This is a genomic window from Stenotrophomonas sp. YJH_SMC_16 (assembly GCF_059367875.1).
This window is the reverse complement of record NZ_JCAFRH010000006.1, coordinates 215,714-237,973: the sequence shown is the minus strand read 5'-3', so window position 1 is coordinate 237,973 and position 22,260 is coordinate 215,714. Positions and strand designations below refer to the sequence as shown.

Genomic DNA, 22,260 nt, shown 5'->3' with positions numbered 1-22,260 from the left:
CCCGAACACCCCGCACCGGTCCCCACCCGGTGCGGGCGGATGACCATGTTCCCTGACGCCGTACCCGCCCCCGACCTGCTGCACGCGCAGGCCTGCCTGATCGATGCCCTCTCGATGTCGCTGCAGATGCGCGACGCCTACACCCGCCACCACTGCGACCGCGTTGGCCTGCTCGCGCAGCGCCTGGCCACGCACTGCGATCTCGACGACGATGCCTGTGCGCAGATCGGCCTGGCCGCGCGCTTCCACGACGTCGGCAAGATCGGCATTCCCGACGATGTGCTCCTGGCACCGCGCCGGCATACCGATGAGGAGCGCGCGATCATGCGCGAGCATCCGGTACGCGGCGAACACATCTTCCTGGCCACCGGCCGCAGCGACGCCGCACCGGTCGCACGACTGATCCGCGCCCATCACGAGGCGTTTGATGGCAGCGGCTACCCCGACGGCCTGCGTGGCGAGAGCATTCCGCTGGGCTCACGTATCGTCACCGTTGTCGATGCCTACGATGCAATGACCAGCGTGCGCCCCTATCGCGCGGCAATGGAACGCGAGACTGCGTTGCGCATCATCGACGAGCAGTCCGGTGGACTGATCGACCCCTACGTGCTGCAGCGCTTTCATCGCATGCTGGCGCAGGAACCTGCGCTGGCCTGAGAGCCACCAGGCACGGCCCGACGCTTTCGAGCGGACAAACAAAAGGCCCGGCGTTCGCCGGGCCTTTCACATCACGCATCACGTGCGATCGATTACCAGATCACCACGCGCTTGTCGTCGGCACGCACCATCGCGTCGCCAGCCTTGCACTGGAACGCAGCAGCGAAGGACGGCATGTTCGACGGCGCACCGTTGGCACGGAAGTTGGCCGGAGCGTGCGGGTCGGTGTTCAGGCGCACGCGCAGTTCACCATCGGTGAAGTTGCGGCGCCACACGGTGGCCCAGTTCATGAAGAAACGCTGGTCCTGGCTGTGGCCATCAACCTCGACATTGGCCTTCGGGTCTTCCTTCAGCGCCATCTGCAGCGCGTCGTAGGCCACGGTCAGGCCGCCCAGGTCGCCGATGTTCTCGCCCAGGGTCAGCTTGCCCTTCACGAACACGCCCGGCACCGACTCATAGCCGTCGAACTGCGCGACCAGCTGGTCGGTACGCTCGGTAAAGGCCTTGCGGTCGGCGTCGGTCCACCAGTTGTCGAAATTGCCGTTGGCGGCGAACTGGCTGCCCGAGTCATCGTAGCCGTGCATCATTTCGTGGCCGATGACCGCACCGATGCCGCCGTAGTTCAGCGCCGGATCGGCCTTGGCGTCGAAGAACGGTGCCTGCAGGATCGCCGCCGGGAACACGATCTCGTTCTTGGTGGCGTTGTAGTACGCGTTGACGGTCTGCGGGGTCATGCCCCACTCGGTCTTGTCCACCGGCTTGCCGATCTTGTCCAGCATGTAGCGGTAGTTGAACGCACGCGCCGCCTGCATGTTGCCCAGGTAGCTGTCCCCGTTGGTCTGCAGGCCTGCCCAGTCACGCCACTGGTCCGGGTAGCCGATCTTCGGGGTGAAGCTGGCCCACTTCTCCAGTGCCTTCTTCTTGGTTTCTTCGCCCATCCACGGCAGCTGCTCCAGGCGCGCCTTCAGTGCCTGCGACAGGTTTTCCACCAGATGCTGCATGGCGACCTTCGACTCGGCCGGGAACACGGCGTCGACGTACAGCTGGCCCAGCGCTTCACCCATGCCGCCGTTGACCGACTCCAGCACGCGCTTCCAGCGCGGCTGCATTTCCTTCTGGCCACGCAGGGTGGTGCCGTAGAAATCGAAGTTGGCCTTCTCGAACTGGCTGCTCAGGTACGGCGAGGCATCGTCGATGGTGTGGAAGCGCAGGTAGGCCTGCCAGGTGCTGGCCGGCACATCGGCGAGCATCTTGTCCATTTCACCGAAGAAGGCCGGCTGCGCCAGCGAGAACTTCTGCGCGGCCGGCACCTTCAGGGTGTCGAACAGCGCGGTCCAGCTGAAGTTCGGGGTCAGCTTGTCGGCATCTGCGGCACTGAGCGGGTTGTAGCGCTTGGCCGGGTCACGCATTTCGATGCGCGACATCGAGGCCTTGGCCAGGCGGGTTTCGAAGGCCATCACGGCCTTGGCCTGCTCGGCGGCCTGCGCCGCGTCCACACCGGACAGGGTCAGCACCTGTGCGATGTAGGCCACGTAGGCGTCGCGGATCTTGGCCTGCGCGTCGTCGAAGTAGTAGCCCTTCTCCGGCAGGCCCAGGCCGCCCTGGCCGACGTAGGCGATGACGTTGGCCGAATCCTTGTAGTCGGCATTGGCGAACAGCGAGAACAGCACGCCCTTGCCCTCGGCCTGGCTGTCGCGCAGGTACTGGGTGATGGCAGCGGTGTCGTTCAGTGCAGTGATCTTGTCCAGCTGCGGCTGCAGCGGCGCCAGGCCGGCGGCTTCGATCTTGGCTTCGTCGTTGCCGGTCTTCCAGATATCACCGATCTTGGCTTCCACCGAACCGGCCTTGGCCTGGCTGGCGGCGGCCTGCTGGACCAGCGCGTGCTGCACTTCCAGCGAGCGCTCGCGCAGGATCTCGAAGCTGCCCCAGGTGGTCTGATCGCCCGGCACCGGGTTGGCCTTCAGCCACTTGCTGTTGACGAAGCCATTGAGGTCGGTACAGGCCGAGATCGACGGGTCCAGATCGGCGCTGTTGAGCGAGATCAGCGGCGTCTTGATCTGCGACTGGTCGAAGGCCGGCTTGGCGTCGGCACTGGCCGCCGGTGCGGCTTCATTCTTGCCACAGGCCGCCAGCGAGGCAGCAATGGCGATGGTCAGGCCCAGCGGGACCAGGTTGCGGACGTTCATGTGGCTCTCCTGCGGGTAATTTCACAGGGTAGCCGGGTACGCCCACGACAGGGACCGGCCAAAGGTCACAGGGGCGAGCTTCCTGTAGAGTCGAGCCATGCTCGACTGCGGTTGGCCTCCCGCAGGGGTCATGAACCCGCAACGGAGAGCAGTCGAGCATGGCTCGACTCTACAAAAAGCGAAGGACGGCTTGCGCCGGCCTTCTGCTTCTTTATTTCGCCTTACCCTGGTTGGCCACGGCCTCAGCAGCCTTGCGTGCCGCTTCCGGGTCGCCCAGATAGCGGAACGACTGCACCGTCAGATCGTCGTTCAGTTCGAACAGCAGCGGAATGCCGGTCGGGATGTTCAGCTCGAGGATTTCCTCGCGCGAGACATTGTTGAGGTACTTGTACAGCGCGCGCAGCGAGTTGCCGTGGGCGGTGACCAGCACGGTCTTGCCGTCCTTCAGCTGCGGCGCAATGGCGTCGTGCCAGTACGGCAGCACGCGGTCCAGGGTCGTGGCCAGCGATTCGGTGCCCGGCAGCGCGTTGCGGTCCAGGCCGGCGTAGCGGCGGTCGTGGATCGGGTGGCCCGGATCTTCCAGGTCCATGGCCGGCGGCGGGATGTCGTACGAACGACGCCACACCTTGACCTGGTCTTCGCCGTGCTTGGCAGCAGTCTCTGCCTTGTCCAGGCCCTGCAGGCCGCCGTAGTGGCGCTCATTGAGCCGCCAGGACTTGTTCACCGGCAGCCAGTCCTGCTCCAGCTCGGCCAGCGCACCCTGCAGGGTGTGGATGGCGCGCTTGAGCACGGAAGTGTGGGCGACGTCGAACTGCAGGCCTTCCTCGCGCATCAGGCGACCGGCGGCGGCCGCTTCCCGGCGCCCCTGTTCGGTCAGGTCGACATCGACCCAGCCGGTGAAGCGGTTGTCCAGGTTCCACTGGCTCTGGCCATGGCGCAACAGTACGAGTTTACGGGTCACTGCAGGGTCTCCAACGCGAGGAAAGGCAGGCCGCCATTGTAGCCCCGGGCGCCACTCACCGGGCCGTGGCGCCGCGCATGCGATGCTGCGGCCAATGAATACGGTGATCGATCCCGGACGCTGGGAAGGCAGCGTCGCCGCCGCTCGCGCGCAACAACTGCAGCTGGCCGGCCGCGTGGAGCGCCAGGACCGCCTGCCACGCAACGTGCGCTGGCTGGCCGGGCTGGATGTCGGCTTCGAGGACAACGGCGCCATCACCCGCGCCGCGGCGGTGCTGCTGGACGCGAAGACGCTGCAGCCCGTGGCGCAGGAGATCGCGCGGATTCCTACGGTGATGCCCTATATCCCCGGTCTGCTCAGCTTCCGCGAGCTGCCGGCGCTGCTGGCCGCGCTGGCGCTGCTGCCGCGCACGCCGGACCTGGCGTTCGTCGATGGCCACGGCATCAGCCATCCGCGCCGGCTGGGCGTGGCCGCGCATCTGGGCGTGGTCACCGACCTGCCGAGCATCGGTGTCGCCAAGTCGAAGCTGGTGGGCCGGTTCGTCGAGCCGGGCGCCGAGGCCGGTGCACATACGCCGCTGCTGGAGGGCGATGAACAATTGGGCTGGGTGCTGCGCAGCAAGGTGCGCTGCAAGCCGCTGTTCGTGGCCGGTGGCCATCGGGTCAGTGCCGATACCGCGCTGACCTGGGTGCAGCGTACCCTGCGCGGTTACCGGCTGCCGGAGCCGACCCGGCTGGCGGATCGGCTCGCCTCGCGACGGGACGAATAGCTGCGCCGGGCATCTCCCGGCACGCGCGTCACCTTCGATCAGCGATGCACGTGACCGCGATGGCCCTGCGCGTCCTCGCCGTGGTCATGGCCCTCATGGCCCTCGTGCTCGCCGCCCTTGGCCGGCACCGGCTCACCACAGGCTTCGCCGCAGTGGTCCGCTTCGATCTGCAGTGTCACGTGCTCGATGCCGAAGTCATCGTGCAGGCGCCCGCCCAGTTCACGGCGCAGCGCATCGGCATCGGTGCCGTCGCGCATCACGATGTGCGCGGTGAGCGCTGGGGTGCTGGAAGCAAGCGCCCACACGTGCAGGTCATGCACATCCAGTACCGCAGCGTGGCCGGACAGGCTGTCACGTACCCTGGCCACGTCCATGCCCTTGGGCACGCCTTCCAGCAGCACGTTGATCGCCTCACGCATCAACACATAGGTGCGCGGCAGCACCCACAGGCCGATCAGCACCGCCAGGATGGGATCGATCGGCTTCCAGCCGGTCCACTTGATCAACAGCGCACCCGCAATCACCGCCACCGAGCCAAGCATGTCCGCCCACACTTCCAGGTAGGCGCCCTTCACGTTGAGGCTCTCGCCGCTGCCGGCCTGCAGCAGGCGCATCGAGATCAGGTTGATGACCAGGCCCGCCGCGGCGATCACCAGCATGCCCGACGAGGCAATCTCCTGCGGCTCGCGGAAACGCCCAATGGCCTCCCACAGGATGTACCCGGCGACCACGAACAGCATCGCACCGTTGATCATCGCGCCCAGCGCTTCCAGGCGCGCATAGCCGTAGGTGCGGCGCGCGTCGGGCGGGCGACGGCTCAGCCGTACCGCGACCAGCGCGATCATCAGCGCCAGCGCATCGGTGGCCATGTGCGCCGCGTCGGACAGCAGCGCCAGGCTGTTGGTCCAGAACGCGCCCACCACCTCGACGACGAGGAAGGTGGAGGTCAGGCCGAGCGCCCACCACAAGGGTTTCTCGTGGCGGATCTCGGATGGCAGGTGATCGTGGTCGTGGCCCATGGCAACAGCTCCTTTGCGATGCGGTGCAGGCTACGCCGTGCTGGCGGGGGAGACTATTACGATGTTTATAACATTGCAGGCGTACCGGTCCGGAGCCGCCAGGCATGCCTGGCGAGCCCCGTGGAACGACGCCGGCCTGGGGTCAGAACCCGAAGCGCAGGCTGGCCCAGTACGCGCGACCCGGCTCGTTGTAGGTCGCCGCACCGGCATCGCTGCTGTTGGCCTCGCGGAACAGGCGCTTGTCGGCCAGGTTGTTGACGCCAAAGCCGAAGCTGACCGTCTCGGTCACCTTGTAGCGCGCGCTCACGCCCCAGATGTTGTACGCACCGCGATCCTGCAGTGCGATCGACGGGTCGCAGGTGCCGGTGCAGCGCGGGTCGTTGTTGATGTTGGTGGTGGCCGGTTCCTGCTTGCCGTAGAACGTGCCGGTCAGCAGCAGCGACAGCTTGTCGGTGGCCTGCCAGTCCAGCATGGTGTTGATGGTGTACTTCGGGATCACCGACAGCGGCTGGCGCGTGGTCTTGTTCTCGTTCTCGACCATGTAGGTGAAGTTGTTGCTCCACTTCAGGCGGCTGCCCTGCTCGCCCAGCAGCGGGATCACCAGGTTGCCTTCAAGCCCCTGCACGATCGCCTTGGGTGCGTTCTCCCAGCGGAAGATGCGGCCCTTGGTATCGGCAGTCAGCCCGATCTGGGTGTAGCCGGCCTGGATCTTGTCCTTGTAGTCGTTGTGGAAGTACGTCAGGGACGCCTGCCAGCCGCTCTGCGGCGCCCACTCGATGCCCAGTTCCTTGTTCAGGCTGGTTTCCGCCTTCAGGTCCGCATTGCCACGCATGTAGCAGCCGGCGCCCAGGCTCGGCAGTGCATTCGGGCAGCCATTGCCACGGGTGTAGTACAGATAGTCCGGATTCGACTGGTACAGGTTCGGTGCCTTGAATGCACGGGCGATACCGCCCTTCACCACCCAGTCGCTGTTGATGCGGAACTGCGCATTGAGGCTGGGGCTGGTGTTGTTGCCGAACTGGCTGTGGTGGTCGAAGCGCAGGCCCGGCGTGACGATCCAGCGCTCACCCAGGTAGATGTTGTCTTCCACGAACACGGCCGTGGTCTGCGCATCGGCCTTGCCGCGCGCGCGATCGGCCGACAGTCCCGGGATGCCGCCGCCACTGCTGCTGGACTGGCTCATCGAATACGGGTCGGTCAGGCGGCTGTCCAGGTATTCAAAGCCCAGCGTCCAGATGTTCTCGGCGCCGCCCAGCGTGGTCGGGAAGCTCACTTCGCCGTCCAGCTGGTAGTTGCGCAGGCGCGAGGTCGACCAGTCGGTGCCGTTGAAGCTGCCCTCCGGGCCACCGGCCAGGCCTTCGTTGATGCGCGAGTTGTTCACCGCCTCCACTGCCGCCGTTACCCGCGAGGTCACATCACCCCAGCGGCCGCGATGGGTGATCGCGCCGGTGTTGCGGTACATGCGGTTGGTCTCGGCCTGCTGCTCGGCCAAGGCCCCCAGATCGATCGGTGTCGAGGTGCCGGTGGTGCTGACCGCGCGGTCACCTGCATAGATGTTGCCCTGGCGGCTGGTGCCGGCTTCGAACTCGACCACCTGGTTGGCGGTCACGTCCCAGCGCAGCAGCGCGTTGATGTCGCGGTTCTTGACGCCCTCGCGGCCGGCCGGCGGCACCGCGTTCGGATTGGTCGCGAAGTCACGGTTGAGTTCCAGCGAATCGGCGTCGGTCTTGTTGAGATTGCCGTACAGGCGGAACGACAGGGTGTCGGTCATCGGCCCGCTCAGCTGCAGGCCGACGCGCTCGCTGCCGCCTTCGGCGCTGTGCTCGGGCACCAGGCCATACAGGTCGACCGCACCGGTCAGGTCGCCGGTCGGGCGCTTGGTGATGATGTTGACCACGCCGCCAGAAGCACCCGAGCCATAGCGTGCCGCTGCCGGTCCGCGCAGCACTTCGATGCGCTCGATCATTTCCGCCGGCACCCAGTTGGTGTCACCGCGGGTATTACGCTCGCCGCTACGCCCCATGCGCACCGCATCGCGTGCGCCGATGCGCTTGCCATCGACCAGGATCAGGGTGTTTTCCGGGCCCATGCCGCGCAGATCGATCTGGCGGTTGTTGCCGTACTGGCCCGAGGCACTGTTGCCGGTCAGGTTGACGCCGGGCATGGTGCGCAGCAGTTCGGCGATGTCGTTGGCCGGCGGGCGCTTGGCGATGTCCTCGGCGGTGATGGTCGAGGTACCCAACGCCTGGCGGGCGATTTGCGAGGCGGTGACATGCACCGTGTCGATATCGGTGGCGTCGGTTTCGGCCTGGGCGGTCAGGGCGCTGCCCGCCAGCAGGGCGGCAACGGCAAGCGCCAGCGGGCGCGGCGAAAGGACAACGGCAGGAGACATGATCAGGACCTTCTGGCAGGGCTACGGGGCCTCTGGCAAAGGGCTTGAGGCAACGACGAGGGGGGAGGCGGAGCAGTCCTGCAGGCACCTGCAGCCCGTTCCGTGCGCGCATTCTCCCACCAATGCGATTGATTCTCAAATGCGTTCACTCATTGGCGCAGCGGTGCCGATGTGGTTTGCGCACCGTGCAACCCTGCACCGCGCGTAAACTGGTCTGCTAACCCGCCATCAACCGTACGCCGCCGCGGCCGATACCCGTGGTTTGCCGTACGCAGTCAGAGATCGACGTGGAACCACCCCAATTGGACGATGCCAGCCAGCCGCTGGCCGAGGCCTGGCAGCATTGCCTGCTGCAGGCCGGCCCTGCCGCCACCGCGCTGCTCAGGGCCGCTGCCACCGATGCCCCACCCGCGCTGGCCCAGCGCTTTTACGAAGTGCTGCTGCAGGACGGGCGTGCCCGCCGCTTCCTGTCCCACGACCAGGTCAAACAGCGCCTGCAGCCGGCCATGCAGCGCTGGCTGGTGCAACTGCTGACCACCGACGCCTCCGGCATCGCCACCACCGTCGCCTCGCAGCGGGTGATCGGTGACGTACACGCGCGGGTCGGCATCCCCGTCGACCTGGTCACCCGCGGTGCGCGCGTGCTCAAGCACGAGCTGTTCGTGCGCCTGCGCGACGACGCGCCCGACAGCGCGACCGCGTTCGCCGCCATCGACTGCCTCAGCGCGATCATGGACATCGCCATGGAAGGCATGACCCTGGCCTACACCCATGCACGCGAACGCTCCACCCGTGCCGATGCTGCGTACCGGCTGTTCTCGCTGGTGCAGAACGTCGGTACGGAACGCGAGCGCCAGCGCGCACTGCTGCTGGACTGGGAGAACGCCCTGCTGTACGCACTCGCCGGTCATGTGCAGGCCAGCGACAACGCCAGCCTGGCCACCTCGGAGTTCGGCCTGTGGTTCACCCACAAGGGCATCCCCAGCTTCGGCGAAAGCAGCGAAACGCTGCAGGTGGGCCAACTGATGGCCCGCATTGACGGCCACCTGCAGCGCGCGAGCGGCGATGCACCGGCGCAGCGACTGGCGGTGCTGCCGGCCATCCGCGAGGATCTGGCTGCCATCCGCACCCTGATGACACTGCTGTTCGAGCGCATCGGCGAACTGGATGCCGGCAGCGATGCGCTGACCAATCTGCTCAACCGTCGCTTCCTGCCAACCGTGCTGCGCCGGGAAATCGAGCTGGCCACGCGCAACCGCACACCGTTCTCGCTGCTGCTGCTCGACCTGGATCATTTCAAGGCAATCAACGACGGCCATGGCCACGATGCCGGCGACCGCGCGTTGCAGCACGTGGCCGGCCTGCTCGGCCAGCTCACGCGTGGCAGCGACTACCTGTTCCGCTATGGCGGCGAAGAATTCGTGGTGGTGCTGGTGGCCGCCAGCGAATCGCAGGCGACCGTGATCGCCGAGAGCCTGCGCCGGCAGATCGCACAGTCGCCGGTAGCGCTGGCCAATGGCCAAGTGCTGGAACTGACCGCCAGCATCGGCGTGGCCGGTCACGATGGTCATCCGGATTACGAGCGGCTGATGGCACGTGCCGACGCCGCGATGTACGAAGCCAAGCGCAGCGGCCGCAACCGCGTGGTGGTGGCCAGCGAGGCATTGCAGGAAGCCCCCGGGCGGCGTGCGTTGCAGCGGTAACGCCGCGCGGCAGGCACCAGAGTCGACTGCCAGTCGACTATCGCGCGGAGCGCTGGCTTCTCGCGCTCCGCGGCAAGAGCAGTCGACCAACGGTCGACGCTACCGACAGCCGACGCCACCGACACCAACGTCAGCCGCTGCTTTCACCGCCACCACCCACCATGCTGCCCACCACAGCAGCGCCAGCAACGCGATGCCTGCCCCCAGCAGGCACACTGCGGGCCAGCCATGCCGCACCTGCATCCAGGGCCCCGCCGCCGCTCCTGCACCACTGCCCACCGCATAGAACAGCATGTACAACGCCACCAGGCGCCCATGCTGTTCTGCCGGTGCACGCAGCAGCAATGCCTGGTTCGAAACATGCAGTGCCTGGCCGCCGAGGTCGAGCACGACCACACCCAGCAGCAGCAAGGACAGCGATTGCGGCAGGCCCAGCAGCGGCCACCACGCGACCAGCATCAGCAGCAGCGCGCCGAGGCTGACCCGATGTGCGAAACCGCAGTCCATCCAGTGCCCGACCCGCGCCGCCATCAACGCACCGACCACGCCGGCCAGGCCGAGCGCGCCGATGGCTGCGGTCGACCAGTGCAGCGGCGGTGCCGACAGCGGCAAGGGTGCCGCCGCCCAGAACACGTTGAGGCCGGCAAACAGCAGCACCGCCAGCGGCCCGCGCTCGCGCAGCGTCCGATTCCGGCGCAGCATGCCCAGCATCGAGCCCAGCAGCTCGCGCCAGCGTGGAGGGACCAACGGCACCGGTACTGCGGGCAAGCGCCGCCACAGCAGCGCCGCCAATGCCGCCATCACCACCGCGGACAGCAGGTAGACCCTCTGCCAGCCAAAGGCCGCCGCCACCGTACCCGACACCACGCGCGCCAGCAGCAGGCCGATGAACACTCCGCCCTGCACCACGCCAACCATGCGACCGCGCTGCTCGGGCGGTGCCAGCGTGGCGGTGTAGGCGATCAGGCCCTGGGTCAGCGCCGTGCCCAGCAATCCGGCCAGCAGCATGCCAGACAACAGCCAGCTCGCCGTGCGCGACGCCGCCAGCCACAACAGGGCCAGCACCAGTGCGATCAGCTGCAGCCGCAGCAGGCGTCGCCGGTCACCGCGGTCCGCCAGCGGCAGCAGGCCAAGCAACGCCAGCACGCTGCCGGCCTGGGTGGCAGCCAGCACCGCGCCGGCCACGGCCCGGTCCAGTGCAAAGGCGCGTGCAAGCTGATCCAGCAGCGGTTGCGCGTAGTAGACATTGGCAACGCTGGCGCCGGCGGCAACCGCAAGCAGGACCAGCAACGGGCGGGGAAGAGATGCGGCACTCATCTTGTAGTTGCAATTTGAAACCAGATGCAGGCTATCGTCATTGGTTTTAAACTGCAACCACATTCGGAGGTACCCAGCATGCACGCCGACAGTCCCTGTCCTGTAGCCCGCAGTGCCGACCTGCTCGGTGACCGCTGGGCATTGCTGGTGATCCGCGACGCGTTCGACGGCATCACCCGCTTCGGTGATTTCCAGCGCAGCCTCGGCGCGGCGCGCAACATCCTCAGCGACCGCCTGCGCCGGCTGGTCGAGGCCGGCATCCTGCAGCTGCGGCCGGCCTCCGATGGATCGGTCTACCAGGAGTACGTGCTCACCGCCGCCGGCCAGGAACTGTTCCCGCTGCTGGTCGCGCTGCGCCAGTGGGGAGAGCGCCATCGCTTCGGTATGGGGGAAGCCCATTCACAGCTGATCGAATTGGCGACGCGGCGGCCGCTGCCCTACATGCAGCCGCGCGGGCGCGACGGCCAGCCGCTTCAGCCCGCCGCCACCCGCGTACGCAAACTCAAGGACGACGGGCGCGACACCTGACCCGCCCATTCGCGTACACCGACGAACGCCCGCGCCGGTTAGCATCGGTTTTTTCCGCCGCTGGATGCCCCCGATGTCGCGCGATCGCCCTTCCCTGCTGACCGCCCTGCTGTTACCCCTGCTGGCCTGCGCCACAGCAACCACGGAGGCCCGCGAGGTTGCCGCGCCCGCCGACCACGTGCAGGCCGATGGCCCCTATGTGTTCCGCCAGGGCAACCAGCTGCAGGCCAGATGGATCTGCGACGACAAGGTCGAGTCGCACACGCTTGCCACGCAGGCCTCAGGCACCGACATCGCCCCGCGTTGCGGCTACGAACACAGCGTGCACGTGGCTGCACCCGATGCACCTTCGATCTCCGTGTTGCCGGCCGTGCCGCGCATCGTTGCGCTGTCCGACATCCACGGCCAGTACGGGCTGCTGGTGCGCCTGCTGCGCGCCAATAAGGTGATCGACGCACAGGACAGCTGGGCGCTGGGCAAGGACACCCTGGTCATCGCCGGCGATGTGTTCGACCGTGGCCCAGAGGTGACCGAAGCGTTCTGGCTGCTTTACGGACTGCAGCAACAGGCGGCTGCCGCCGGTGGCGCGGTGCACTTCGTGCTTGGCAACCACGAGACCATGGTGCTGTACGACGACCTGCGCTACGTCAACCCGAAGTACCTGCGCAGTGCCCAGCTGCTGGGGCGCAGCTACCCGCAGCTGTATGGCGCCGACTCGGTGATCGGCCAGTGGCTGCGCACCCGCCCGGTGCTGCTGAAGATCGGCGACACCCTGTTCCTGCACGGCGGAATTTCGCCCGAAGCAGTACAGCTGGCGCTGGACCCGGCGCGCACCAATGCGGCCTACCAGGCCTCGCTCGGCCTGCCCAAGGCCGAAGTGAAGGCCGGCCCGGACACCGCACCGCTGTATGACGGCAAGACCAGCCCGATCTGGTACCGCGGCTACTTCGATGGCCACCTCGACACCGCAGGGGTGCAGAAGGTGCTCGACCGCCTGCAGCTCGCGCGCATCGTGGTCGGCCACACTTCGATGCCGCACGTCAGCAGCTTCCATGGCGACCGCGTGATCGCCATCGACAGCAGCATCAAGAACGGCGAGAACGGCGAACTGCTGTTCATCGAAGATGGCAAACTCAGCCGTGGCCTGCTGGACGGTTCGCGGGTGCCGCTGGCGCAGGGCGAGCCGGGCCTGCAGGACTGAATGGCCGGAAAGCGCGAGCGCGACCGACGGCGCCGGCGCGCTCCACCTTCACCCGGTTTGCGGCTACCCTCGGCAGCCGAGAGAGGCCCACCCCGTCCATCCGGCGGGCCAGACCGTTACAGGAGCCCCCGCGCATGCGCGTTCTGATTGCTGAAGACGACCCGGATATCGCCTCCGGCCTGTGCGCCTCGCTGCGCCGGCAGGGCCATGTGGTCGACCACGTCGACAACGGCGCGCACGCCGACGCCGCGCTGGGCTCGACCCAGTACGCGCTGCTGGTGCTGGACCTGGGCCTGCCGCAGCTGGATGGCCGCGACGTTCTGCAACGCCTGCGCCAGCGCGGCGATGGCCTGGCGGTGCTGGTGGTGACCGCCCGCGATGGCCTGGCCGAGCGCGTGCGCGTGCTCGACCTTGGCGCCGATGACTACCTGGTCAAGCCGTTCGCACTGGACGAATTCGAAGCGCGCGTGCGTGCGCAGCTGCGCCGGGTCACCAGCAATGGCAACCCGGACCTGCGCATCGGCCGCCTGCGCATCGACCTGGCCGGGCATCGGGTGTGGATCGACGACCAGTCGCTGGAACTGACCGCGCGCGAGTTCGGCCTGCTGTCGGCACTGGCGGTACGCGCCGAGCGCATCGTGTCGCGCGCGCAACTGGTGGAAGCGCTGTGCGACTGGGGCCAGGACCTCACCGACAACGGCCTGGACATCGCCCTGCACCGCCTGCGCCGGAAGTTGCAGCCCGGCGGCATGGGCATCCGCACCGTGCGCGGGCTGGGCTACATGCTGGAAGACGCGCAGGACGACGGCACCCCGTGATCAGTGGACCGCCCAGCCTGCGCCGGCGCCTGCTCGCCTTCCTGGCGTTGCCGATGCTGGGCCTGCTCACCTTCAACACGATCCTGGCCTATTACGTTGCGCTGGACTATTCCAACCGCATCCACGACCGCAACCTGATCGACGACACGCATTCGTTCGCGCAGATGCTGAGCACCATGCCGGTGACCAGCGACCTGTCTCCGCAGGCGCGCTTCCTGATCGAGTACGACCCCGACGGCCATCGCTATTTCAACGTCGACAGCAGCCGCATGGGTACGCTCAGCGGCAATGCAGACTTCAGCCCGTATGCCCCTTCGCAGGACTGCACCGGCGTGCATCCGGCGCTGTACGACGGCAACCTCAATGGCCAGCAGGTGCGCATGGCCACCGTCTGCACGCAGGCGATGAACGATCCGCAGGACCAGCTGGCGGTGACCGTGGCCGAGAGCATGGCCGACCGCCGGCAGCGTGCGCGCGAGATCCTGATGATCATCATCCCGCTGATGACCATGCTGGCGCTGGGTACCGCGGCGCTGGTCTGGTTCGGCGTGACGTACGGCCTGCGCATCCTGACCCCGCTGAGGACCCGCCTGGCGCAGCGCCGCGGCGAACTGGCGCCGATCTCCGATGCCGACGTACCGGAAGAGATCCAGCCGCTGATCAGCACCATCGACGATCTGTTCGCGCGCCAGGCGGAAATGATCACCCTGCAGAACCGCTTCATCGCTGATGCCGCGCACCAGCTGCGCTCCCCATTGGCGGGCATGGCACTGCACGTGGACCAGGCGCTGGCGCACGGCGACCCGGACACGGTGCGCGAGGCACTGCAGCACATCCGCCGGCTCAACCAGCGCACGGCACGGGTCAGCACCCAGCTGCTGGCGCTGAGCCGGGCACAGACCGTGCCGGAAACGGTCGAGGCATTGGATCTGGGCGTTCTGGTACCGCAGTGGGTCGGCATGCGGGTACCGGAAGCGATCCGTGATGGCATCGATCTGGGCTACCGCGGCAGCCCCCATCCGCTGCGTGTACTCGGCAACGGCGCCATGCTGCAGGAGGCGCTGGACAACCTGATCGACAACGCCCTTCGTTATGCCGGCCGCAATGCGACGGTCACGGTGGGCGTGCATGCGCTGGACGACAATGATGTCGAACTGTATGTGGAAGACAACGGTCCCGGCGTGCCCGACGACGTGATGCCACGGCTGGGCGAGCGCTTCTTCCGGGCGCCGGGCACCGCTGCCAGCGGCACCGGCCTCGGCCTGGCCATCGCGCATGAGGCGGTGGAGCACTTCGGCGGCCGCCTGAGCTTCCTGAACCGCCCCGGTGGCGGATTGAAGGTCGCCATCACGCTGCCGCTGCTGAAGGCGCCCTGACCCGGCCCGGGGCGCTGAAAGGCTGGCGAAAATCGCGCTTGCGATCCTGCCATCCCCACTGCCGTCCCGGAGCCGCCAGGTGACCGAATCGCACGACTTCTTCCTCCCCGGTGGCCCACAGGGCGTGCTGCTGGTCCATGGCCTGACCGGCACCCCGGCGGAAATGCGCATGCTGGGCAAAGGGCTGAACAACGCCGGTTTCACCGTGCACGGCGTGCAGCTGCCCGGCCACTGCGGCACCGTGGATGACCTGCTGGCGACCACCTGGGAACAGTGGTACCAGGGCGTGGAAGATGCGGCGGCAACCCTGCGCGGCAAGGTTGACCAGCTGTTCGTCGGCGGCCTGTCGATGGGCGCGGTGCTGTCGCTGGCCCTGGCTGCCCGGCGCCCGGAATGGGTGTCCGGGGTCGGCGTGTACGGCGCCACGTTCCGTTACGACGGCTGGAACATTCCCGCCGTAGCCCGCTTCTCGTTCCTGCTGCCGTGGTTCAAGCGCTTCAACATCGGCCGCGACCGCATGTTCATGGAAGAACCGCCGTACGGCCTGCGTGACGAGCGCCTGCGTGCGCAGGTGAGCGCCGCCATGCTGTCCGGCGACAGCGCCGCCGCCGGCCTACCGGGCAACCCCTGGCATGCGCTGGCCGAGATGCGTGCGTTGAGCAACTGGACCCGACGCCATCTGCACCAGGTCACCGCACCGTGCCTGGTGATGCACGCCCGCGAAGACGACGTGGCCAGCATGGGCAACGCCGAGCTGGTGATGTCGCGGGTCAGCGGTCCGAAGGAACTGGTGGTGCTGGAAGACAGCTACCACATGATCACCATCGACCGCGAACGCCGCGACGTGATCCGCCGCAGCGCGCGCTTTTTCACCGAGATCGGTGAACGCACGGGCGTGCTCAAGGCGGTGGCCTGAAATGGGGGCACTTGCCACGCTGCTGTGGCTGGCCAATGTGGTACTCGATACCGGTGGCCAGCTCGCCTTCAAGGCCGCCGCCAGCGATCCGCAGGAAGGCGAAGGACTGCAACGCTGGAAACACATGCTCAGCCGCCCCTGGCTGTGGATCGGCATCGCCTGCTACGTGCTTGAGTTTGTCGCCTGGATCGCGTTCCTGTCGCTGGTGCCGTTGTCCAAGGGCGTGCTGCTCGGCTCGATCAACATCGTCGCGCTGATGATCGCCGGCCGTTTACTGTTCCGCGAGAAACTCACGCCGCTGCGGGTGACCGGCATGTTGCTGGTCACGGCGGGCGTGGCGGTGGTGGGGGCCGGCTCATGAGGCGCCTGTATGTCATCGGCTTCCCGCTGCTGATGGCCTTCGACACGCTGGCCCAGCTGTGCTTCAAGTACGCCGGCGATGCCGCGCTGCCGGTCGAGGCCAACACTGCGTGGCTGCTGCGCGTGCTGTCGCAGCCGTGGGTGTACGGCGCCATCCTCGGCTACGTGGGTGCGTTCTTCACCTGGATGAGCCTGCTGCGGCATGCGCCGATCGGCCCCGCATTCGCCGCCTCGCACCTGGAAGTGATCAGCGTGCTGCTGCTGTCGGCGTGGCTGTTGAACGAGCCGCTGACGCTGCACCATCTGCTCGGTGCGGTGTTGATCGTGGCCGGCATCGTCTGCCTCGGCCGCGCGGAAGCCGACGACCCGCACAGCCCCGCCGAAAGCGCCGCGTGAGCACCCTGCGATGAGCCTGTTCGCGCGCGAACTGCCACCGACGGCTGGCCTGCCGATGCAGGCCAGCGATTTCCTGCCCGGTGGTGGCGACCTGCGCGCGATCCTGGCCAGCCAGCTCGGCACACCGCCGCTGCAGTTGACCTGTTCCGGCACACACGCGCTGCTGATCGCGCTGCGTACGCTGCGCAAGCGTGCGCCCAAGCGCGACACCGTGATCCTGCCGGCCTATACCTGCCCGCTGGTGCCGATCGCGGTGCACAGCCTGGGCCTGCGCGTGCAGCTGTGCGATACCCGCCAAGGCCATTTCGACTTCGACCCCGGCCAGCTCAAGCGCCTGGCCGACGCACGCACGCTGGCAATCCTGCCCACCCACCTGGGCGGGCGCATCGCCGATGTCGAGCTGGCCTGCGAGGTTGCGCGCGGCGCTGGCGCCTGGGTGATCGAGGATGCCGCGCAGGCGCTCGGTGCACGGGTCGGCAGCAGCAGTGTCGGCCTGCGTGGCGATATCGGATTCTTCAGCCTGGCCGCCGGCAAGGGCCTGAGCCTGCACGAAGGCGGCCTGCTGGTCAGCCGCGATGACGAGCTGCGTGCCGCGCTGGCCGGACATGCCGCCGAACAGGTGCGTTCCAGCCTGCGCTGGGAACTGCTGCGCAGTCTGCAGCTGCTTGGCCTGGCCGCTTGCTATCGGCCATCGCTGCTGTCGTTGGTATACGGCAATCCGCTGCGCAGTGCGTTGCAGCGTGGCGACCTGGAAGAAGCGGTCGGTGACATTTTCCCGCTGCAGATTCCGCAGCACCGGGTCAGCCAGTGGCGGCAGAACATCGGTGCCCATGCCGCGCGGCGCCTGCCGGCCTTCCTGCAGGCAGGGCGCCTGCGTGCATTGCAGCTGCGCGTGCAGCTGGCACAGCTGCCAGCCGTTGAGGTGGTCGACGGCCTTGCCGGTAGCTGTGGCACCTGGCCGATGCTGATGCTGCTGCTGCCCAGCCAGCGCGCCCGCGATGCCGTAATGAAAGACCTGTGGCCACGCGGGCTCGGCGCCAGCCGCATGTTCATCCATGCCCTGCCCGACTACGCGTACCTGCGCGGCATCGTGCCGCAGGACGACATGCCCAACGCACGCGACTTCGCCGCACGCATGCTGACCCTCGGTAACAGCGCCTGGCAGACCCGTGAAGAGACGGCCGGAATACTGCAGGCCCTGGCCCGCGCGTGACTTCAAGACGCACGGATGGACTGCGCCTCACGCATTCATCCATGCACCTTCCTGAACGTTTTCCCAGCCCGCCAATGAAGCCTTTCAACAGGAAAGGAACGAGAAAGGCTGCCTGCCTACATTGAGCCTGCCCCGGCATCGGGCCGGGCGTTTCTTTCATCGACGGACCTGCCCATGCACTGGAGCATCCTGTGTGACTTCGACGGCACCATCAGCCTCGAAGATGTCATCGACTCGCTGCTGGAAAAGTATGGCCAGCCGGGCTGGCAGGAGCTGGAAGACCAGTGGAAAGCAGGAAAGATCGGCTCGCGTGAATGCATGCAGGGCCAGGTGCGGCTGCTGAAGCTGGACCCGGCCACGCTCGACGCCCATCTGGACCAGGTGCAGATCGATCCGGGCTTCGCCGCCTTCGTCGCCCGCGCCGAGCAGCTGGGCGTGCCGCTGCGCATCGTCAGTGACGGCCTGGATTATGCGATCCACCGCATCCTCGCCAACCATGGCCTGTCGCGACTGCCGGTGGTGGCCAACCACCTGCGCTGGTGCGGGGACCACTGGGAACTGGAATCGCCCTACCAGGCCGAAGGCTGCCGCAGTGGCACCTGCAAATGCACCTGCGCCGCGCAGGCGCGCGCCAACGAAGCACCGCGCGTGCTGATGATCGGCGACGGCAGCTCGGATTTCTGCGTGTCCGAAGACGCCGACTTCGTGTTCGCCAAGCGCCGCCTGATCACCCATTGCACCAATGCCGGCATCGAGCATGCCGCCATCGCTACCTTCCACGATGCAATCGCACTGCTGCCGCGCTTGCTCGATGGCAGCCTGCTGCAGCCACGTCGTATCGACGCCAGCCCGCAGCCCGCCGCACTGCCCCTGCTGCTGGCCACCGCCTGAGCACGCCCCCGCTACCTCTTTCGAACGTCCTTCACGGAACCGAACTGCATGAACATTTTTGACAAGAACGCCGACGCAGCTGCCTCCGACGCGCAGCTGCTGGCCGATGAAGCGCGCTACAGCTCCTTCGGCGATACCGTCCACTACGTCGACCCGCCGAAGATCTTCCAGCGCGGCGAAGGCAGCTACATGTTCGACGGTGCGGGCGTGCCCTACCTCGACCTGCAGATGTGGTACTCGGCCTGCAACTTCGGCTACAGCAACAAGCGCCTGAACGACGCGCTGAAGGACCAGATCGACACCCTGCCGCAGGTCGCCAGCCAGTACCTGCACCCGACCCGCGTGCAGCTGGCCAAGACCATTGCCGTGGACATGCACGAGAAGTTCGGCCTCGACGGCCGCGTGCACTTCAACGTCGGCGGTGCGCAGGCCATTGAAGACTCGCTGAAGATCGTGCGCAACGCGCGCGGCGGCAAGAGCCTGATGTTCGCCTTCGAAGGCGGCTACCACGGCCGCACCCTGGGTGCGTCTTCGATCACCTCCAGCTACCGCTACCGCCGCCGCTACGGCCACTTCGGCGAGCGCGCGATGTTCATCCCGTTCCCGTACCCCTTCCGTCGCCCGAAGGGCATGACCCCGGATGAGTACTCCGACCACTGCGTATGGCAGTTCGAGCGCCTGTTCGAAAGCGAATACAACGGCGTGTGGGATCCCAAGGTCGGCCAGGCCGAATACGCCGCGTTCTACGTCGAGCCGATCCAGGGCACCGGCGGCTACGTCATTCCGCCGCGCAATTTCTTCACCGGGCTCAAGCGCGTGCTGGACAAGTACGGCATCCTGATGGTCGTCGATGAAATCCAGATGGGCTTCTGGCGGACCGGCAAGCTGTGGTCGATCGAGCACTTCGGCGTGACCCCGGACGTGCTGGTGTTCGGCAAGGCGCTGACCAACGGCCTGAACCCGCTGTCGGGCCTGTGGGCGCGCGAAGAACTGATCAACCCGACCGTGTTCCCGCCGGGCTCCACCCACTCCACCTTCAACTCCAACCCGCTGGGCACCCGCTTGGGCCTGGAAGTGCTGAAGCTGGGCAAGGAAATGGATTACGAGCGCACCGTGCCGGAAAAGGGCGCGTACTTCCTCGACGGCCTGCGCGGCCTGCAGAAGCGCCACCCGGAAATCGGCGACGTCGACGGCCTGGGCCTGGCCCTGCGCGCCGAGATCTGCCAGACCGACGGCTACACCCCGAACAAGGAACTGCTGGACCGCATGGTCGACATCGGCCTGGCCGGTGACCTGCTGCACGACGGCAAGCGCATGGGCCTCGTGCTCGACGTGGGTGGCTGGTACAAGAACGTGATCACCTTTGCGCCGTCTCTGGACATCAGCTACGAAGAAATCGACCTGGCGATCACCCTGCTCGACCAGGCGCTGACCAAGGCCAAGGGCTGAGGTCGATGCGCTGCCGGTTCCCGTGCCGATGGAGATGACGTCACGCGCATCCAGCACCGCGCTGGAACCGGCCGCGCTGCTGGAGGGCTTCCTGGCCCACCCGCCGCTCGGATTCGAGGCAGGCCGCCTTCCCAGCGGCCTGCCGTCCTTCCGTGCACCGCTGGACCTGACCACGACGATGGACGACGAACTGCGCGGCAGGCTGCTCGGCCTCCCGCTGTCGCGCCTGTGGCGGCCGTGGATCACCTGGAGGACCCGCTTCGTCGGTGCCACCAGCACCGAGTACACCCCGCTGCCGGCACACGTCGCGCCGGAGGCGCTGGCCGAGGACGTGACGCGTCACGCGATCGGCGATACCCGGCTGCTGGTGGTCAAGGACCTGGCGATCGATTCACCACTGCTGGACGACGCGGCCAACGCGCACAGTGCTGCCTTCCTGCAGGCATTGCTGGCGCGCGGCTTCGTTGAACTGGAAGGCATGCCGCTGGCCTGGGTGGCGATCGATTTCGATTCGATCGACGGCTATCTCGGCCGCCTGTCGTCCTCGCGCCGCAAGAACATCCGGCGCAAGCTGCGCTCGCGCGACGACCTGCAGATCGACTGCATCGCCACTGGTGATCCGGCCCTGGCCGACCCACGGCTGCAGGCCGAACTGCATGCGCTGTACCTGGGTGTGTATGCGCAGAGCGCGGTGCACTTCGACCAGCTCGGCCTGCCCTATTTCCAGTACCTGCTGGCCGACAGCCAGGGCCAGGGACGGATGTTCCTGTACCGCCACCAGGGCCAGCTGATCGGCTGGAACCTGTGCTACGTGCATGCCGGCAAGCTGGTGGACAAGTACATCGGCCTGGCTTACCCGCAGTCGCGCGAGCACAACCTGTACGCGGTCAGCTGGATGCACAACCTCGAGTACGCCCTGCAGCACGGCCTGAGCCACTACGTGGCTGGCTGGACCGACTCGCGGATCAAGGCCGAGCTGGGGGCCCGCTTCACCTCCACCCGGCACGCGATCCATGCCCGTTCCCCGCTGCTGCGTGCCGCCCTGCGCCGGCTGGCCCCGTACCTGCAGGGCGAACCTGATGGAGGCGGCTGAGCGATGCTGGTGCGTTCCCCGCTGATCCTGGACCTGGACGGTAGCGTGCTGCCACTGCCCCAAGCGCAGACCCTGTCCCTGCCGCAGTGGCACGACACGCTGCGATTCGCCTGCAGCAACGGCACCCTGGATCGCTTCAGCACCGAGGTGCTTGCGCCGCTGCCGGCCCTGCTCGGCACAGTGATGCTCGGCAGTGGTGACTTCCATCACCTCAGCCTGCCGCTGCTGCGCCGCATGCGCGCGCAGGCGCCGTTCCAGCTGGTGGTGCTGGACAACCATCCGGACAACATGCGATTCCCGTTCGGCATGCATTGCGGGTCGTGGGTCAACGCCGCCAGCAAGCTGCCGCAGATCTCGCACATCCACGTGCTCGGCATCACCTCCAGCGACATCGGCCTCGGCCATGCCTGGGAGAACCACTGGCGTCCGCTGATGGGCGGTCGCCTGACCTACTGGTGCATGGACGTGGATGTCGGCTGGGGCCATCGCCTCGGCATGGGCCATGCCTTCCGCCGTTTCGAGCATCCCGAGGCCCTGGTCGCCACGTTCGCCGCCGAGCAGGCCAAGTCGCCGCAGCCGACCTATCTGTCGATCGACAAGGACGTGTTCGCCGGAGACGTGGCCCGCAGCAACTGGGACCAGGGCCGCTTCCAGCTGGAACACGCGCTGGTGGTGATCGAAGCACTGCGCGCCGGCGGCCTGGTCGGCAGTGACATCACCGGCGAAGTGTCGTTGGCCAACTACCAGAGCCGCTTCAAGCGCTGGCTGTCGTCGCTGGATGGCCAGCCGGACGTCAGCGCCGATGATCTTCCTGCCTGGCAGGCCCGGCACCAGCAGGTGAACCGCGAACTGCTGGCGGCAATGGCCGCCGTGCCGACGGCCTGCTGACCACTGTCCGGCAATGCCAACCAAGGTTGGCAACTACCAGAGCCGGGTAGAGCCGAGCCCACGCTCGGCTGGCGCCTTCTGTAGAGTCAAGCCATGCTCGACTGCGGGCACCGCGAACAGCAGCCGA

General features: G+C 67.2%; 20 protein-coding genes. 15 read left to right on the top strand and 5 right to left on the bottom strand.

The window, feature by feature from the left end; all coding sequences use genetic code 11:
* Positions 1-39 precede the first annotated feature (39 nt).
* Positions 40-657, top strand: a complete 618-nt coding sequence (locus AC5P6E_RS15250) for an HD domain-containing phosphohydrolase (protein WP_019338447.1) — start codon at positions 40-42, stop codon at positions 655-657.
* A 92-nt stretch (positions 658-749) separates the two neighbouring features.
* Here the strand turns inward: AC5P6E_RS15250 and AC5P6E_RS15245 are convergent, their stop codons facing one another.
* Both AC5P6E_RS15245 and gpmA read right to left on the bottom strand, forming a co-directional pair.
* Positions 750-2,843 (bottom strand): M13 family metallopeptidase, encoded by a 2,094-nt coding sequence (locus tag AC5P6E_RS15245; protein ID WP_329835413.1) that lies wholly within the window; start codon positions 2,841-2,843, stop codon positions 750-752.
* A 211-nt stretch (positions 2,844-3,054) separates the two neighbouring features.
* Positions 3,055-3,804, bottom strand: a complete 750-nt coding sequence (gene gpmA, locus AC5P6E_RS15240; RefSeq protein ID WP_019337589.1) for a 2,3-diphosphoglycerate-dependent phosphoglycerate mutase — start codon at positions 3,802-3,804, stop codon at positions 3,055-3,057.
* 94 nt (positions 3,805-3,898) lie between these two features.
* On the opposite strand from gpmA, the gene nfi reads away from it, so the two are divergent.
* Positions 3,899-4,573, top strand: coding sequence for a deoxyribonuclease V (gene nfi, locus AC5P6E_RS15235; RefSeq protein ID WP_019337588.1), 675 nt, complete (start codon positions 3,899-3,901; stop codon positions 4,571-4,573).
* Positions 4,574-4,611: 38 nt separating this feature from the next.
* On the opposite strand, the gene AC5P6E_RS15230 is transcribed toward nfi, so the two are convergent.
* Entirely contained in the window at positions 4,612-5,592 is a 981-nt protein-coding gene (locus AC5P6E_RS15230) for a cation diffusion facilitator family transporter (protein WP_010483164.1), read from the bottom strand.
* 142 nt (positions 5,593-5,734) lie between these two features.
* Positions 5,735-7,984 carry a FepA family TonB-dependent siderophore receptor gene (locus tag AC5P6E_RS15225; RefSeq protein ID WP_019337587.1) on the bottom strand — a complete coding sequence of 750 codons (2,250 nt, stop codon included), beginning with the start codon at positions 7,982-7,984 and terminating at the stop codon, positions 5,735-5,737.
* A 287-nt stretch (positions 7,985-8,271) separates the two neighbouring features.
* On the opposite strand from AC5P6E_RS15225, the gene AC5P6E_RS15220 reads away from it, so the two are divergent.
* A complete protein-coding gene (locus AC5P6E_RS15220; RefSeq protein WP_019337585.1) occupies positions 8,272-9,687 on the top strand; it encodes a diguanylate cyclase in 1,416 nt (471 codons plus the stop codon).
* A gap of 99 nt (positions 9,688-9,786) precedes the next feature.
* Here AC5P6E_RS15220 and AC5P6E_RS15215 read toward each other — a convergent pair whose 3' ends face one another.
* Positions 9,787-11,004, bottom strand: a complete 1,218-nt coding sequence (locus AC5P6E_RS15215; RefSeq protein WP_197653769.1) for an MFS transporter — start codon at positions 11,002-11,004, stop codon at positions 9,787-9,789.
* A gap of 78 nt (positions 11,005-11,082) precedes the next feature.
* Here AC5P6E_RS15215 and AC5P6E_RS15210 point away from each other — a divergent pair, with 78 nt between their 5' ends.
* The 12 genes from AC5P6E_RS15210 to AC5P6E_RS15155 all read left to right on the top strand — a co-directional run bounded on the left by AC5P6E_RS15210 (position 11,083) and on the right by AC5P6E_RS15155 (position 22,133).
* On the top strand, positions 11,083-11,532 hold the full coding sequence (locus tag AC5P6E_RS15210; protein ID WP_010483172.1) for a winged helix-turn-helix transcriptional regulator: 450 nt from the start codon (positions 11,083-11,085) through the stop codon (positions 11,530-11,532).
* A gap of 73 nt (positions 11,533-11,605) precedes the next feature.
* Positions 11,606-12,733, top strand: a complete 1,128-nt coding sequence (locus AC5P6E_RS15205; protein WP_313269605.1) for a metallophosphoesterase — start codon at positions 11,606-11,608, stop codon at positions 12,731-12,733.
* Positions 12,734-12,867: 134 nt separating this feature from the next.
* Complete coding sequence (locus AC5P6E_RS15200; protein WP_019337583.1) at positions 12,868-13,551, top strand: response regulator; 684 nt, start codon at positions 12,868-12,870, stop codon at positions 13,549-13,551.
* Positions 13,548-14,927 (top strand): sensor histidine kinase, encoded by a 1,380-nt coding sequence (locus tag AC5P6E_RS15195; protein ID WP_010483178.1) that lies wholly within the window; start codon positions 13,548-13,550, stop codon positions 14,925-14,927. The genes AC5P6E_RS15200 and AC5P6E_RS15195 overlap by 4 nt, the downstream gene beginning before the upstream one ends.
* 79 nt (positions 14,928-15,006) lie before the next feature.
* Positions 15,007-15,843, top strand: coding sequence for an alpha/beta hydrolase (locus tag AC5P6E_RS15190; protein WP_019337582.1), 837 nt, complete (start codon positions 15,007-15,009; stop codon positions 15,841-15,843).
* 1 nt (position 15,844) lies between these two features.
* On the top strand, positions 15,845-16,204 hold the full coding sequence (locus AC5P6E_RS15185) for an EamA family transporter (RefSeq protein WP_010483183.1): 360 nt from the start codon (positions 15,845-15,847) through the stop codon (positions 16,202-16,204).
* Positions 16,201-16,599, top strand: a complete 399-nt coding sequence (locus tag AC5P6E_RS15180; protein ID WP_019337581.1) for a DMT family transporter — start codon at positions 16,201-16,203, stop codon at positions 16,597-16,599. The genes AC5P6E_RS15185 and AC5P6E_RS15180 overlap by 4 nt, the downstream gene beginning before the upstream one ends.
* 10 nt (positions 16,600-16,609) lie before the next feature.
* Positions 16,610-17,812, top strand: a complete 1,203-nt coding sequence (locus AC5P6E_RS15175) for a DegT/DnrJ/EryC1/StrS family aminotransferase (protein WP_019337580.1) — start codon at positions 16,610-16,612, stop codon at positions 17,810-17,812.
* A gap of 174 nt (positions 17,813-17,986) precedes the next feature.
* Positions 17,987-18,703 (top strand): MtnX-like HAD-IB family phosphatase, encoded by a 717-nt coding sequence (locus AC5P6E_RS15170; RefSeq protein ID WP_019337579.1) that lies wholly within the window; start codon positions 17,987-17,989, stop codon positions 18,701-18,703.
* 48 nt (positions 18,704-18,751) lie between these two features.
* Entirely contained in the window at positions 18,752-20,152 is a 1,401-nt protein-coding gene (locus AC5P6E_RS15165) for an aspartate aminotransferase family protein (protein ID WP_006425764.1), read from the top strand.
* 28 nt (positions 20,153-20,180) lie between these two features.
* Positions 20,181-21,245: a GNAT family N-acetyltransferase gene (locus AC5P6E_RS15160; protein WP_019337578.1), complete on the top strand. Its 1,065-nt coding sequence runs from the start codon at positions 20,181-20,183 to the stop codon at positions 21,243-21,245.
* 3 nt (positions 21,246-21,248) lie between these two features.
* A complete protein-coding gene (locus tag AC5P6E_RS15155; RefSeq protein WP_019337577.1) occupies positions 21,249-22,133 on the top strand; it encodes an arginase family protein in 885 nt (294 codons plus the stop codon).
* Positions 22,134-22,260: the final 127 nt, after the last annotated feature.

Coding starts and splice junctions, on each gene's coding strand:
- AC5P6E_RS15250 (WP_019338447.1), top strand. CDS start 40: ATGACCATGTTCCCTGACGCCGTACCCGCCCCCGACCTGCTGCACGCG.
- AC5P6E_RS15245 (WP_329835413.1), bottom strand. CDS start 2,843: ATGAACGTCCGCAACCTGGTCCCGCTGGGCCTGACCATCGCCATTGCT.
- nfi (WP_019337588.1), top strand. CDS start 3,899: ATGAATACGGTGATCGATCCCGGACGCTGGGAAGGCAGCGTCGCCGCC.
- AC5P6E_RS15230 (WP_010483164.1), bottom strand. CDS start 5,592: ATGGGCCACGACCACGATCACCTGCCATCCGAGATCCGCCACGAGAAA.
- AC5P6E_RS15225 (WP_019337587.1), bottom strand. CDS start 7,984: ATGTCTCCTGCCGTTGTCCTTTCGCCGCGCCCGCTGGCGCTTGCCGTT.
- AC5P6E_RS15215 (WP_197653769.1), bottom strand. CDS start 11,004: ATGAGTGCCGCATCTCTTCCCCGCCCGTTGCTGGTCCTGCTTGCGGTT.
- AC5P6E_RS15210 (WP_010483172.1), top strand. CDS start 11,083: ATGCACGCCGACAGTCCCTGTCCTGTAGCCCGCAGTGCCGACCTGCTC.
- AC5P6E_RS15205 (WP_313269605.1), top strand. CDS start 11,606: ATGTCGCGCGATCGCCCTTCCCTGCTGACCGCCCTGCTGTTACCCCTG.
- AC5P6E_RS15200 (WP_019337583.1), top strand. CDS start 12,868: ATGCGCGTTCTGATTGCTGAAGACGACCCGGATATCGCCTCCGGCCTG.
- AC5P6E_RS15185 (WP_010483183.1), top strand. CDS start 15,845: ATGGGGGCACTTGCCACGCTGCTGTGGCTGGCCAATGTGGTACTCGAT.
- AC5P6E_RS15180 (WP_019337581.1), top strand. CDS start 16,201: ATGAGGCGCCTGTATGTCATCGGCTTCCCGCTGCTGATGGCCTTCGAC.
- AC5P6E_RS15175 (WP_019337580.1), top strand. CDS start 16,610: ATGAGCCTGTTCGCGCGCGAACTGCCACCGACGGCTGGCCTGCCGATG.
- AC5P6E_RS15170 (WP_019337579.1), top strand. CDS start 17,987: ATGCACTGGAGCATCCTGTGTGACTTCGACGGCACCATCAGCCTCGAA.
- AC5P6E_RS15165 (WP_006425764.1), top strand. CDS start 18,752: ATGAACATTTTTGACAAGAACGCCGACGCAGCTGCCTCCGACGCGCAG.
- AC5P6E_RS15160 (WP_019337578.1), top strand. CDS start 20,181: ATGGAGATGACGTCACGCGCATCCAGCACCGCGCTGGAACCGGCCGCG.
- AC5P6E_RS15155 (WP_019337577.1), top strand. CDS start 21,249: ATGCTGGTGCGTTCCCCGCTGATCCTGGACCTGGACGGTAGCGTGCTG.